Raw genomic sequence first — 13,855 nt, forward strand, 5'->3', positions numbered from 1 at the left:
AGGTCACAGGCTCCGGAGATAAAGAATGCTTGATGCAAGGGAAAGCGTCGACAGCGACGAAGATGGGCAGTTAACGGATATCGATGCGGAGGCGAAAAAATGGGTCGCTGCGTTGACTCTCACCGGCTTGTTGGTGACGCTTCTAGTCATCGCCGGACTGTATATCACGGCGACTATGCGTGACGTGGATCACGTGTGTTTCGAAAAGAAGATGAATGACGAACACTCACTCATGGAAGCTTTTTTCCAGCTCTCCCCGGAGCAGGATGCGCTCGTGGAGAAGATGCGAGCCTGCTCGAACTGATCCGGAAAGGCCAACTTGTCGTTAGAACTTTTATGCCCGGCTGACTTGCTCGCAACGGATTTGCCGCCGAGGTTTTCGCGTAGGAGGAGTGCAAGCAGGCGGCGCTGCGCCGACCCTGCATCTCCCGTGCATCGTTGGCATTTCGACCCGGCCCAATCCGTCGCCGTTCCGATTCCACGCTCGAAACGACATCACCACGGGAATCGTTTTGTTTTCCCGGCGAGTGAGCCTCCCTGTCGGGCTGCCCGCGCCCAGCCGTGCGACGAGCACCGCCTCGCGCGCGCCTTCCTCGACAGTCTCAGCGCCGGCATATCCGTTGAGGTTCGTGCTGGTAAAGCCCGGAGAGACGGCGTTGACACTGATCCCCTCAGGCTCCAGCTCGATTGCCATTGCGACTGTCAATGCGTTGAGAGCCGTCTTGGAGGCTGGGTAGACAGGGCCGAAAATCGCGCGGTAGGCGAAAGCCGGGTCCGAATTTGCCGTCAGCGACCCAACGCTGCTCGACACGTTGACGACGCGGGCCGCCGGTGTCGATTCCCTGACCTGGCGGTCCTCTAATCCGGCATCCCAATAGTCGGACTAGTTAGGGGTATACATGGATTAGGAGGTGCAACCGCGTTGCACTAACATTTTCGGTACCACACGGCGCATATCGCACTTTCAGATCGGGGTTGCACGTCTCCACGCCCGAGTCCCGCGTTGCCCAGCACTCCGCTGCCGTCCAGCATCTGCATGCGATCGACTCAACGTCGACCGCATCGACCACACCGACCAACGAAGAAAAGAACCGGAGGACGAGATGGCACAGCAACGTGATGACGATCAGGAGCACGGCCCTAACGGATTCAGCGCGGCGCGGCGCGCGCTGATGCAGGGCACGGGATTGGGCGCAGCGCTTTCGCTGCTGGGCGGGCCAGGCGGTGCGGGCGGGCTGATCGGCACCGCGCAGGCGGCGGAGGCGGCTTTCCCCTCGCACAAGAAGTGGAGGATCGTGTTTGTCAATCACGTCACCACCAACCCGTTCTTTGTGCCGACGCAGTACGGCATTCAGGATGCCTGCTCGCTGCTCAGCATGGATTATCAGTGGACCGGCTCGGCCACTTCGGACGCGGGCGAAATGGTCCGCGCCGTGAACTCGGCGATTGCCGCAAAGGCCGACGCCATCGCTGTGCCGATTGTCGATCCGACCGCCTTCGACAAGCCTATCCAGGCCGCGCTCGACGCCGGCATTCCGGTGTTCGCCTATAACGCCGACGCGCCGCGCGGCAAGAAGAATCCGCGCCTCGCGTATATCGGCCAGGACCTGTATCTCTCCGGCTACCAGATGGGCGAGCGCATCGTGAGCCTCGTTGACAGCGGCATGGTCGCGCTTTTCATTGCAACACCGGGGCAGCTCAACATTCAGCCGCGCTTGGACGGTGCGAGCGACGCCATCAAGAAGTCCGGCAAGAAGATCGACGTCCAGACCGTGGCCACTGGTGCGACGGTCAACGAGGAGCTGTCGAAGATCAAGTCGTTCTATCTGGGCCACCAGGACCTGAAGGGCATGTTCGCCGTCGATGCGGGCAGCACGCAGGGCGTCGCGCAGGTGATGAAGGAATCGAACCTTCCGTCGAAGGGCGTGCACGGTGGCGGCTTCGACCTCCTGCCGACCACGATCCAGCTCATCCACGAAGGCTTCCTCGACTTCACCATCGATCAGCAACCGTACGTGCAGGGTTTCTATACGGTGATGCAGGCGTTCGTGTTCCTGTCCTCGGGCGGGCTGGTCGGGCCGGCCGACACCAACACCGGCCTGAAGTTCGTGACGAAGGAGACTGTCGAGCCCTACCTTAATACCTCGACGCGTTTTGAAGGCAAGACCACCAAGCCGCAAATCGTTCCGATGAGAGGCGCAATCAGGTCGTGATGAACACAGTGAAGGAAACCAGCAAGATCGAAGCCGCCCGCGCACCCGTGCGCGCGGGGGGTTCATTCGCGTCACACTGGGCGGCAGAACTGCGTATTCTGCTCGTGGCCGTGCTGCTAGCCGCTTACTTTGAATTCGCGAACCACGATTTCCTGCTCACCAACGCGAGCCTCGCCAACCTTTCGCAGTTCATCGCGCCGGTGGCGATCATCGCGTTCGGCGAAATCATGTTGATGATTGGCGGCGACATCGATCTGTCGGCGGGCATGGTGTTCGCATTCGCGCCGTTCATGATGGTGTTTGCGAACGACGCAGGCGCGCCCATGTGGCTCGCCGTGATCGCGGGGCTGGTGGCCGCGGCGATCGTCGGCTTCGTGAACGGCGCCGTGACGGTGTGGCTGCGATTGCCCTCGTTCGTCACCACGCTCGGCACGCTCTTTCTCATCAACGGCATCACGCTCACCGTCTCGCGCGGCACGCCCGCGCCCGCGCCGGGGTCGCCTACGTTCTCGGCATTCATGGGTGGGTGGGGCTACAGCGAAATCATCTGGACCGTGGCGATCGCCTTCGCGATGCATGTGCTTTTGCGGCATACCCGCTGGGGCCTGCATACTCAGGCCGCGGGCGCAAATCCAGTCGGTGCGCGCGAGGCCGGCATTCATGTGAACCGGCTGCGCCTCGGCAACTTCATCCTTGCCGCGGTGCTCGCGGGCTTCACCGGGATCCTCGAAGCCTTTCGTATTACCTCGATCGACCCGCAGGCGGGCGGCAATCAGATCATGTTCCTTGCCGTGGCCGCTGCCGTGATCGGCGGCACTCCGCTCACGGGCGGCTCCGGCACCATCGTGGGCGGCCTCATCGGCGCGGCGGTGCTCGGCATTCTCAACGACGGCTTCACGCTCATCGGCATTAACGCGTTCACGTTCAACATTATTCTTGGCGCCGCGATTCTGGCGGCGATGATCTTCAATATCCACGTCGGGCGCCTTCGCCGTAAGGCAGGGCGCTGATGGACGAATCGCAAACTTCCTCCCCAGGCGCGAATGCCGCGCCCGATGCGCCGCTCGCACTGCGCGGCGAGAGCCTCGTCAAACGTTTCGGCGCGGTGACCGCGCTCGACGGCGTCTCGCTCACGCTCGGCAAGGGCGAAATTCTGGGTGTGCTCGGCGACAACGGCGCGGGCAAGTCCACGCTCGTCAAGATTCTCACGGGCTTTCATCAGCAAACGGCCGGCGCGCTCTACATCGACGGCCAGGAGACGCTGTTGCGCTCGGTGGATCATGCGCGTTCGCTCGGCATCGAATGCGTGTATCAGGATCTCGCGCTCGCGAATTCCTTGAGCATTTACCACAACATGTTTTTGAACCGCGAGATCGTACGGCGCGGACCGTTCAGGCTGCTCGACCACAAGCAGATGCGCGAGCGCGCGGCGCAATGTCTCGACGATATCGGCGTGCACGTGCCTTCGGTGGATTTGCCCGTGGAGCGCCTTTCCGGCGGCCAGCGTCAAGCCATCGCCGTGGCGCGCGCCGTGTATTCCAATGCGAAGATTTTATTGCTCGACGAGCCGCTCGCCGCGATGGGCGCACGCGAGGCGGGGCTCATCATCGACCTCCTGATGCGCTTGAAGGAAAAGGGCGGCCTTTCCATCATCATGATCATGCACAACTATGCGCAGACGCTGGATATCGCTGATCGCATCATGTTGATGCAGCGAGGCCAGGTGACTTACGAGCAGAAGAGTGCGCTGACTTCCGTGTCGGAGCTCATGGATATCGTGCGGCGGGAGTACCGGGCAATGCGCGCGGCCGGCGCGCGTTGAGGCCATTAATCAGAGCGTATGCCCGATCGGGCAGCGCCGGCCGGTTTCGATGCCGGTCAACTGATCGGATTGTCGATGATCTGGCTCTCGATTTCCGGGGACCGCTTTTAGCCGCACGGTGTCCGATGGGTTTTGGCTTGTGTCGACCCGAGGCGGCCCTTCGACTCGAAGCGAGCGCTATGGCAGCTTCCAAACTGGAATTGCCAGGGGGTTGGCTCAGGTGATGACCTTCTGCTCCCCGGCAACCTGCTCGCGCATGCGACGGGCTTCGTCGCGCAGAAACTGCTGGTAATCGTCCAGATCTCCGTCGAAGGGCTCGACGCCACCCTTGGTGACGAGCCAGAACTCGTCACATACCGCGCGCAGCAGGGACCGGTCGTGACTGACCAGCAGCACTGTGCCTTCGAATTCGTTGAGTGCCATGCCTAGCGCTTCGCGTGTGGCGAGATCAAGGTGGTTGGTAGGCTCGTCGAGCAGCAGCAGGTTGGGGCGCTGCCACACGATCATGCACAATACGAGCCGCGCCTTTTCGCCGCCGCTCATCGTGCCGACCGCCTGATGGACCATGTCGCCACTGAAGTTGAAAGTGCCGAGAAAGGTGCGAAGCGATTGTTCGGTGCCGCTCTGGCCGGGGGCACGCAGGTGCGCCGGCGTGTCCCTGGCAAGGCGGATCATGTGTTCCAGCGGCGTGTCGAGGGGACGCAGCACGTCGAGTTCCTGCTGCGCGAAGTAGCCGATGTTCAGGCCTTTGCCTTCGCTGATTTCACCGGCGATCGGCGCGAGTTCGTGCGCCACCGTCTTCACCAGCGTGGACTTGCCTTGGCCGTTGGCACCGAGAATGCCGATGCGCTGCCCGGCCAGCACGGATCGGTTGATGCCCCGCACGATGACCGTCGGCGGTGTGTCCGGCGCTGCGTCGGTCGGCGCCGGGTAGCCGAAGCTCGCATCCAGCATCGACAGCAGCGGGTTTGGGACGTTGAGCGGCTCCTTGAACTCGAAGGTGAACTCTGCATCAGCCAGCACCGGTGCGATCTTCTCCATGCGTTCGAGCGCCTTGACCCGGCTCTGCGCCTGCTTCGCTTTCGAGGCCTTGGCCTTGAAACGGTCGATGAATTTCTGCAGGTGGGCGATCTTGTCCGCCTGCCTTGCCACTGCGGCCTGCTGCAACACCAGTTGCTCAGCACGCATTTCTTCGAACTTGCTGTAGTTGCCGCCGTAACGCACGAGCTTGGCGTTGTCGACGTGTACCGTCACTTGCGTCACCGCGTCGAGGAATTCGCGATCGTGGCTGATCACGACCATGGTTCCCTGATAGCGCTTGAGCCACGCTTCCAGCCAGACCAGCGCGTCGAGGTCGAGGTGATTGGTGGGCTCGTCGAGCAACAGCAGGTCGGACGGGCACATGAGCGCACGCGCCAGCTGCAGTCGCATGCGCCAGCCGCCGGAGAAACTGTTGACCGGCTGGTCAAGCTGCGCAGCACTGAAGCCCAGGCCCTGGATCAGCGCCTGCGCGCGTGCGGGGGCATCATGTGCGCCAGCGTCGTGCAGGGCCATGTAGGCGTGCGCCATGCGCATGCCGTCGTCGTCGGCCTCGGCGGCGGCTACTTCGGCCTGCGCGGCCAGCAGTAGGGTGTCGCCCTCGATGACGAAGTCGGTCGCACTCTGCTCGGTCTCGGGCATGTCCTGGGCGACCTGGCCCATCTTCCATGCCGCAGGAATCGAGAACTCGCCGCCGTCTTCGTGCAGCGTGCCGTTGAGAAGGGCGAAAAAGGATGACTTGCCGGCGCCATTACGGCCGACAAGACCAATCTTTTCGCCTGGGGTGAAGGTGACGGACGCGCCATCGAGTACGACATTGACGCCGCGGCGCAGCGTGACATTCCGGACGGAAATCATAAGGAGCTACTTCGAAGAGGATAGGCATGATAGCCGACAGGACGTACAGGGCTGTCTATTTTCTGGTCGCGCGAGTGAAGAGCCGCTTGCGCTTTGCAGCGTCTGCCGGCAACAAAGCGGCGGGCACTGGCGCAGCAGGCGTTTCGGCTGCGGGGCCAGCGAACAGACGGTGAGTGCCTGGCCGATCTTTACCCGATGCCTCGGTCGCCCGAACTCCAACCCAACATCGACCAGAGACCGTAGGCGACCCTGAAGACACATTCGCCTTAGGGCTGGCGGCCGTCCATTGCCACGCGGGGCCTGGCCATTCAGGAAACCGTTGCCGCGCACGGGCGATCACACGGCAACCGACAGCCGCGCCGGAGCGATCGGCCCCAAAGCGGCGCCGGCCTCATAGCGACACCAAAAAGCCGCGTTCGTCGATGTACTCAATGGAGCAACCCAGGGTGTAGGTACTTTATGACCGATACCGCGAGGAGGCGCGGCTCCTCGAACATCGTCGCGAGTTCGAAGAAGAACAGGAAGGCGAGCATGTAACCGACTGCCGGTCGGTGTTCCATGAATCGCAAGAAGAGCGGCGCGAGGCGTGTGCGTATCGGCGGCCGGGTGAAGAGCCATGTGCAGAAGGCGCCGATGGCCGCGCCCCCGATGACGTCGGTTGGATAGTGCAGCCCCAGATAGACGCGGGGCAGACACACGAAGACCACGCAATGCACGATCGCAAGCACGCCGATCCATCGCCAGACAAGGAAAATCCCGACGGCTATCGCCATCCAGAGCGCGGCATGATCGCTGGGGAACGAACTCCACAAGCGCATTTCGTTGCCCGTTTGGTCGGAGAGTGGAAACGACAAATGAACGGAGGGCTCATAAAGCGGGCGGAGGCGGAACGGCAGCGTCAGCGCAAGGAGGCGGCCGAGCACGAATGCCGCGAGCGCGGCGCACAGCGTCGCGACGACAGTCTCGCGGCGCAATGGCTGGGAGTCTTCCGGCTGGAACCAAATGGCACAGAGAATCGCGAGCGGAACGACGCCTTTGGTGAAATAGAACCTGGCGATCGCGCCAACGGAGTGGGCGAACAAGGATGACGATGAGCCGATATGAACGAGCCAGGTTAGAACATCCCTGTCGAAAGCATTCATGCGCCGCGTCTCCATTCGAACATGGCAATTATGTTAAAAGCGTATGTGCTCCGCAGTGCAATTGTTCGTGCAATACCTCGCATAAAGTCGGAACTGATCGTCGGCGATGCGGCTTCGTGATCATCGGAGTCCTTCGAATATGGCGCACGCATACGCGTTTCATTGGCCTTACAACGCCTCGCCGCCTCGCCTCGCTGCGTCCTTGAATCAGTCACTACAGAAATTTGTTTATTCTTTGAATGGCGAAGTGATTGACTATGGGTCGTCGTTCCGCGAGCATCCCGGCGGCTGCACGGCAACGAGCGACGCTGCCCCGATGCCGGCGCACCGCGAGCAAACACCCGGCCCGCACATAGCCGCGCCCGAACGGCGGCAACTGACCGATTGCTACCTCACGCGGTGACAGTAGTCGGCAGGCATTTGTCGAGAGCAGGTGCTGGGTCAGTTGCGGACCTTGCCTTCAGCGCGCGCATGCCAGTCTTAACAGGGCGACCGCCTCAAGCCCGCCCGCGCCACGCCGACTGGCAGAAACACCTCACCCGTCCTTGCGCACAAACCTCAACACCGCATCCACAATCATTGCCCGATGCCTCGCCCTCAAACGCGGATGCGACGGATCCCGCCCGAACGCGGTCCCAAACGTATGGCGATTGCCGACCCGATGAAAGCACAGCGAACTGATCAGCAGATGCAGGTCGATCGGATCGATATCGCTACGAAACTGTCCCGCCGCAATCCCGCGCGCGAGCAGATCTTCAATCGTGTGAATGACGGTGACATTGCGCCCCTTGAACGTCTTCACCTGCTCGACGTACTTCGCGCCGTGAATGTTCTCGATGGTCACGAGCCGCACGAAGTCGCGCTGACGATCGTGATAGTCGAACGTGAATTCGACCAGCGCGCGCATGCCCTCGACCGGGTCGAGTTCGCTGACGTGCAGATCCTGTTCGAGCGCGCGAATGTCTCCATACACCTTCTCGAGCACCGCCTGGTACAACCCTTCCTTGCTGCCGAAGTAGTAGTACAGCATGCGCTTGGTGGTGTTCGTGCGCTCCGCGATCGCGTCGACGCGTGCGCCCGTCAGTCCCATCGCGGAGAACTCCTGGGTCGCGACGTCGAGGATGTTGCGCTTCGTCTGTTCGGGATCGTATTTGCGTCGGGCGTCCCCACGCGGAGTGTCGGACGGGATGCCGTTGGTATCAGGCTCGGCGGCCTTGCTTCCCTTTTTCATTGTGTGTTCAAGCGGCAGTGACCGCGCATTCTAGCATGGTGAAAATGGCCTCCGGCGCGGGTCTCGGACATAGGTGGCGGCCTCTTGCGATGCGTCAGCCACCGGGTCGCGCGGGCCGGCGGCGGGCGGCGAGCGCATCGCGCGTCTGCATCGCGGTGTAGGTCAGCTGCGCGGCCGCGAGACCGAGCGCGCCGAATGCGGGCGTCAGACCGAAGCGCGCGAACGCGTCGGGCACCGGGCGCTCGCCGGCAATCGCCGCGGCCAGCAGTTCGCCGGACACGGTGGTCGGCGCCATCCCGTGTCCGCCGAAACCGATCGCGTACCAGACGCCGTCCGCGCTGCGGCCGATTTGCGGCATCTTGTGTCGCGCGTAGCTCATCAGGCCGCCCCACGCGTAGTCGACGCGCACGTCGTGCAACTGCGGGTAGACCTTCAGCAGATCGCGCCGCAGCAATCGCGCGATCGTCTCCGGCGCGCGGTCGCGCACCGAGATGCGCCCGCCCCACAGAATGCGCGTGTCGGGAAGAGGGCGGTAGTAATCGAACGCGAAGCGGGTGTCGTAGACGGCGGCGCGCGTGTCGATCGCATCGCGCAGACGCGCGCCGAGCGGTTCGGTTGCCATCACGTAGGTGGCAATGGGCAGCACCGCGCGCTCGACGCGCGCGTACACGTTGCGCGCGTAGCCGCCGCCCGCCATCACGACGTGGCGCGCGTCGAGCGCGCCTTGCGCCGTGTGCACGATGAAGCCCGCGCCGTCGCGCTGCAATCGCACAACCGGCGAATGCTCGTGGATCGTTACGCCTGCGCGGGTCGCGGCATCGGCGACGCCGAGCACGTATTTGAGCGGATGAAAGTGGAACGCGTTGCGCTCGAACAGACCGCCGTGATAGCGGCGTGTCTTCAGTTGCGAAGCGAGTTGCGCGGCCGTCAACGGCTCCCATTCGACGCCGAACGAATCGCGCATCAAGCGCCGCTGCGCGTCGAGGCGCGCGGGTTCGTCGAACCAGTTCGCGAGGATCACGCCGGCATCGGTCGCATCGCAATCGATCTGGTAGCGCGCGATGCGTGTGCGCATCAGATCGACGGCGTCGGTGGTCAGCGCATAGAGTTCGCGGGCGCGAGCGGGACCGAGGGTTTTCAGCAGGTCGGCGCAATCGAGACTGTAGCCGCCGAACACGAAGCCGCCATTGCGGCCCGATGCGCCGAAGCCCACCTGCTGCGCTTCGAGGACGACGACGTCCGCGACGCCGCGCTCGGCAAGTCCCAACGCGGTCGATAGCCCGGCGAGCCCGCCGCCGATGATGCACACGTTGGCGCTGCGTCGACCGCTGAGCGGCGCGTAGGCGGACGGGCGCGTGATGGTGGCTTCGTAAAAGCTTTGCATACGGTGAAGGGTAGCGGCAATTGCGCGCGCGCGTCCAGTTGCGGGGCGTAGTGGTGTTCGATAGGTGGCGAGCCGAGAGCGGACGTAACGCCGCTCAAACAAAAAGCCGGCGTTCGCTGTGAAGCGAACGCCGGCCTTGCCGCTCAACGCACAACTCCCGTCAGGAAACCGGCAGCAATTTACCCGTGAACACCACCGGCCCGTTCGGCGCATTGTGATCCGGCGATCCGCCCGGCGCTTCGATCGACACCGCCAGCGCCTCGTAACTCTCCGGCTTCTGCTGGCCAGCGCTGACCTTGCCGCTTGCGCTGTCCGGCAGCATGCCGAGCGACACCGGATGCCCGCTCGCCGGAATGCCCCATAGCTCCATCGCGCGGCCGGCCGGCAGGTCGACCTTGCCGAGCGGTTGCAGCGTCATCGTCGAGTGGGCTTCGTCCCACGCGACCAGCATCACCGGACGCGCGTCCTTGCTGCTCAACACGGCGACGTGCGAAACGGCCGCTTCCGGTTGCTGCGCGACGGTCGGCGCAGTCGTGGGCGCTGTGGCGGCCGGCAACAGCGAGCGCACCGCGACCACCACGGCGATTGCTGCCAGCGCCGTGACGCCGATCGCCCAGCCACGCCAGAACGCGAGATTGTCGAACAGGCCACGCGCCGGACGCGCCGGACGCGCCGGCGTTGGCGGCACATGGCGCGGCCGCGCGGCATCGCGTGCGGCGGTGAGGCCCAGACGCCGCTCGATCGCCTCCCAGACGGCGGCTGGCGGCATGCGCGGCTCGGCGAGTTCGGCCATCGGCGCGAGGCGCCGCTGCCATTCGTCGATCGCATTGCGGATCGTCGCGTCCCGTTCCGCATACCGTTGAAAGCCACGCCGAGCGCCGCCGCGCAACGTGCCGAGCGCGTACTGGGCGGCCAGCAGATCGACGAGTCGAGGATAGCGAGCCAGATTCATCACTCGCCTCCCAGACAGGTTTTCAGCTTGGCGAGGCCGCGTCTGATCCAGGATTTGATGGTGCCGAGCGGCACCGCCAGCATGTCCGCGATCTCGCTATGACTTTGATCGCGCAGGTAGGCCAACGCTACCGCCTGTCGCTGCGCCGGTTCCAGTTGTTGCATGCAGCCGGCGAGCGGGCGGGCCTGCAGGCTGACCGCGGTCAGCGCTTCGGGGTCCGGGTCGCCGGTTGCCACGAGGTCGTCCAACGCATCGCTCCATTCCGTTTCCTGCGTGTTGACCCGCCGCAGATGATCGAGAGCACGGTTGCGGACGATCGCGGACATCCACGTCATCGGTGCGGACAGTGCGCGGCGATAGTCGCCGGCAAAGCGCCAGATATTGACGAAGCTGTCCTGCAAGACTTCTTCGGCCCACTCATGCCTGCTCAATATACGGAGCGCGAGACCGAACAGTTTCGGGGCGGCGAGATCATAGAGTTCGCGCAATGCCGCGGCATCTTCCTTGGCAATGCGTTCGAGCAGCTCGGCGAGAGTTTCCGGCGTCAGTTCTCGAGGATTGGCGGTCATGGGAAGAAGTAGGTTGGGCTTGCGGGCCTATGTTACTCAATTTCTTCCTGACCTTATATGCGGTTTTTTTCGCGTGACGTGCATCCGCTCGATGACAACGCGCGTATAGGGCAGCAGAGCCTGGCGTTGCGTGCGGTTTATTGGTTTGCGCGTTGCCGGGCGGCAAGGACACGGGGTGCGTGTGCAGGGAGGCCAGTGCCGTTGCGCGAGCTTGAACGAACGGCCGCCAACGAAGCTACGCGGTGCGGGATCGATAAAGCATCACGCGCGGGTTCGGGGTTGCGGCGTGGCGTGAGTCGCGCCGCTTTCTGTCGAGGTCAGAACGCTTGCCGAGTAACCGGCAAGCGTTCTGACCGGAACGGGTTTACGACGCGGCCGCGTCGTTGATGAACGCGCTTTAACGGCCCCAGCGCAACACCAGCGGGTCGAGCCGCCGTGCGACTTTCAGCAATCCTTCGCGAGTGGCCGGGTGCATCGCCGGCAACGGATGACGCACCGCATCCGAGCGGATCACGCCGCCTTCCTTCATCAGCGCCTTGCACGATGCGAGGCCGCCCTGGCGGTTCTCGTAGTTGATCAGCGGCAGCCATTGCTGATAGTGCGCGGCGGCCGCTTCGGTATCGCCGGCCGCATAAGCGTCGACGATCAGACGGATGCCGTCGGCGTAACCGCCGCCCGTCATCGAGCCGGTCGCGCCCGCATCCAGATCGGCCATCAGCGTGATCGCTTCTTCGCCGTCCCACGGACCCACGATCGCATCGCCGCCCAGTTCGATCAGCTCGCGCAGCTTGTTCGCTGCTTGCGGCGTTTCGATCTTGAAGTACGACACGTTGTCGATCTCGCGCGCCATGCGGGCGAGAAACGGCGCCGACAGCGGCGTGCCGCTCACCGGCGCATCCTGGATCATGATCGGAATCTGGATTGCATCGGACACCGTACGATAGAACTCATAGATGCCGCGCTCGCCGATGCGGATCGTCGCGCCGTGATACGGCGGCATCACCATCACCATCGCGGCGCCCGCGGCCTGCGCGCTGCGGCTGCGTTCGGCGCACTGGTACGAACTGAAATGCGTGGTCGTGACGATCACCGGCACGCGGCCCGCGACGTGTTCGAGCACGACGTGCATCAGCGTATTGCGCTCGTCGTCGGACAGCGCGAACTGCTCGGAGAAGTTCGCCAGAATGCACAGGCCGTTCGAACCCGCATCGATCATGAAGTCGATGCAGCGTTTTTGACCTTCGAGGTCGAGCCGGCCGGCGTCGTCGAAGATGGTCGGCGCGACGGGGAACACGCCGCGCAATGCGGCGGAATGCGATGCCTGGGTCATGGTGATGTCGTTATCCGTGGATGATCGGCGAAGGTGTTCGAATGTCTCCAGCGCCGACTATACGGCGCGCCGCGCGGCAGGTATATTGAATTGTTTCCATCTTGTGATCGCTTTTGCGACTCACGCTCTGCAAGCCGCCATGAAAGACACGTTCAACGTCCTGCTGTCGAAACTCCGCATGAAGCAACTGCAACTGCTGATCGCGCTCGACGATCTGAAGTCGCTGCACAAAGCGGCCGGCGCGATGTCGATGACGCAATCGGCGGCGAGCAAGGCGTTGCAGGAACTGGAGTCGATGCTCGACGCGCCGCTGTTCGAGCGTTCGAAGACCGGCATGATTCCGAACCAGCTCGGCCATTGCGTGATCCGCTACGCGCGTCTCGTGGCGACCGATCTGACCGCGCTGTGCCAGGACGTCGCCGAGATCCGCTCGGGACGCGGCGGGCGCCTCGCGGTCGGCGCAATCATGGGCGCGATTCCGGAGTGCGTGGTGCCGGCGCTGAACCGGTTGCATGCGGGACAGCCGAATCTGTCGATCGAAGTGGTGGAGGACACCAGCGCGCGGATGCTGCCGCAACTCGACGACGGCCGGCTCGACCTGGTGATTGGCCGTGCGGCCGTCGCGGCGGATCCGTCGAAGTATCAGTATCGGCCGCTCGGCGACGAGCCGTTGTCGGTGGTGGTGGGCTACGGCCATCCGCCGCTGCCGAAGAAGGAAGTGCAGTTGCGCGATCTGGCCGGTCATCGGTGGGTGATGTATCCGTCGCACATGCCGTTGCATGCGCTGCTCGAACGGGAGATGGATCTGGCGGGCCTGCAGATGCCGGACAACCCGATTTCGACGGCGTCCACGTTCGTGACGGTCGCGTTGTTGCAAAGCAGTGCCGAACTGGTTTCGCTGCTGCCGACCGCGATCGCCGCGATGTTCGTCCGCCAGAAGATGCTGCGCGTCGTGCCGGTTACGTTGAAGTCGCCTTCGCAAACATTCGGTGTCGTGACGCGCAAGGGCGGCGTGCTGTCGCCGCCGGCCGAGCAGTTCATCGAGTTGCTGCGCGCTCGGGCGGCGGAGCCGGCACAACTGTCGACACAACCGCCGATACCGGCACCGCCGCCGAAACGCGCACCGCGAAAACGCGCCGCGCCAAAACGAAAAACCGCCTGAAGCGGCGGTTGCGACACGTGAAAGACCCTCAATATCTCACGCCAGTTCGCGCCTTGCCATGCGCCGTGAAAAGGTGTTGTAGCGGCGACACTGTCGGGTAAATCCGAACCGCTGGCGGCTCCGGCTTCCGCGCTACACTGCTTCGAAGTCAGCC

The 13,855-nt window shown here is 63.6% G+C and carries 12 protein-coding genes and 1 pseudogene; 5 read left to right on the forward strand and 8 right to left on the reverse strand.

Annotated features, from left to right (window positions below):
- Positions 1–25 precede the first annotated feature (25 nt).
- Positions 26–304 (forward strand): hypothetical protein, encoded by a 279-nt coding sequence (locus BGI01S_RS09735; protein WP_042324771.1) that lies wholly within the window; start codon positions 26–28, stop codon positions 302–304.
- Between the two features lie 30 nt (positions 305–334).
- On the opposite strand, the pseudogene BGI01S_RS29490 reads toward BGI01S_RS09735, so the two are convergent.
- Positions 335–817, reverse strand: a pseudogene (locus BGI01S_RS29490) (SDR family NAD(P)-dependent oxidoreductase); the annotation flags it as partial.
- 286 nt (positions 818–1,103) lie between these two features.
- Between BGI01S_RS29490 and BGI01S_RS09740 the strand changes: the two are divergent.
- The 3 genes from BGI01S_RS09740 to BGI01S_RS09750 are packed head-to-tail and all read left to right on the forward strand — an operon-like array spanning position 1,104 to position 4,035.
- Positions 1,104–2,213: a sugar ABC transporter substrate-binding protein gene (locus BGI01S_RS09740; protein WP_042324772.1), complete on the forward strand. Its 1,110-nt coding sequence runs from the start codon at positions 1,104–1,106 to the stop codon at positions 2,211–2,213.
- Complete coding sequence (locus BGI01S_RS09745; RefSeq protein ID WP_042324774.1) at positions 2,213–3,223, forward strand: ABC transporter permease; 1,011 nt, start codon at positions 2,213–2,215, stop codon at positions 3,221–3,223. Before BGI01S_RS09740 ends, BGI01S_RS09745 begins: the two co-directional genes overlap by 1 nt.
- Positions 3,223–4,035 carry an ATP-binding cassette domain-containing protein gene (locus tag BGI01S_RS09750; RefSeq protein WP_042324776.1) on the forward strand — a complete coding sequence of 271 codons (813 nt, stop codon included), beginning with the start codon at positions 3,223–3,225 and terminating at the stop codon, positions 4,033–4,035. Before BGI01S_RS09745 ends, BGI01S_RS09750 begins: the two co-directional genes overlap by 1 nt.
- A 216-nt stretch (positions 4,036–4,251) precedes the next feature.
- Here the strand turns inward: BGI01S_RS09750 and BGI01S_RS09755 are convergent, their stop codons facing one another.
- The 7 genes from BGI01S_RS09755 to BGI01S_RS09785 form a co-directional block, all read right to left on the reverse strand.
- Positions 4,252–5,931, reverse strand: a complete 1,680-nt coding sequence (locus BGI01S_RS09755; protein ID WP_042324779.1) for an ABC-F family ATP-binding cassette domain-containing protein — start codon at positions 5,929–5,931, stop codon at positions 4,252–4,254.
- 428 nt (positions 5,932–6,359) lie between these two features.
- Positions 6,360–7,073, reverse strand: a complete 714-nt coding sequence (locus BGI01S_RS09760; RefSeq protein WP_042324781.1) for a phosphatase PAP2 family protein — start codon at positions 7,071–7,073, stop codon at positions 6,360–6,362.
- A 535-nt stretch (positions 7,074–7,608) separates the two neighbouring features.
- Positions 7,609–8,304: a TetR/AcrR family transcriptional regulator gene (locus BGI01S_RS09765; protein WP_042324783.1), complete on the reverse strand. Its 696-nt coding sequence runs from the start codon at positions 8,302–8,304 to the stop codon at positions 7,609–7,611.
- A gap of 94 nt (positions 8,305–8,398) precedes the next feature.
- Positions 8,399–9,688 (reverse strand): NAD(P)/FAD-dependent oxidoreductase, encoded by a 1,290-nt coding sequence (locus BGI01S_RS09770; protein WP_042324785.1) that lies wholly within the window; start codon positions 9,686–9,688, stop codon positions 8,399–8,401.
- A 160-nt stretch (positions 9,689–9,848) separates the two neighbouring features.
- Entirely contained in the window at positions 9,849–10,640 is a 792-nt protein-coding gene (locus tag BGI01S_RS09775) for an anti-sigma factor (RefSeq protein ID WP_042324787.1), read from the reverse strand.
- Positions 10,640–11,209: an RNA polymerase sigma factor gene (locus BGI01S_RS09780; protein WP_042324790.1), complete on the reverse strand. Its 570-nt coding sequence runs from the start codon at positions 11,207–11,209 to the stop codon at positions 10,640–10,642. The genes BGI01S_RS09775 and BGI01S_RS09780 overlap by 1 nt, the downstream gene beginning before the upstream one ends.
- A gap of 397 nt (positions 11,210–11,606) precedes the next feature.
- Positions 11,607–12,539 carry a dihydrodipicolinate synthase family protein gene (locus BGI01S_RS09785; RefSeq protein WP_042324792.1) on the reverse strand — a complete coding sequence of 311 codons (933 nt, stop codon included), beginning with the start codon at positions 12,537–12,539 and terminating at the stop codon, positions 11,607–11,609.
- Positions 12,540–12,678: 139 nt separating this feature from the next.
- Here BGI01S_RS09785 and BGI01S_RS09790 point away from each other — a divergent pair, with 139 nt between their 5' ends.
- The gene (locus BGI01S_RS09790) at positions 12,679–13,701 is read left to right on the forward strand and encodes a LysR family transcriptional regulator (protein WP_042325887.1); all 1,023 of its coding nucleotides are present in this window, start codon (positions 12,679–12,681) and stop codon (positions 13,699–13,701) included.
- Positions 13,702–13,855 lie beyond the last annotated feature (154 nt).

Source organism: Paraburkholderia ginsengisoli NBRC 100965 (genome assembly GCF_000739735.1).
In the GTDB taxonomy this organism is placed as follows: domain Bacteria; phylum Pseudomonadota; class Gammaproteobacteria; order Burkholderiales; family Burkholderiaceae; genus Paraburkholderia; species Paraburkholderia ginsengisoli.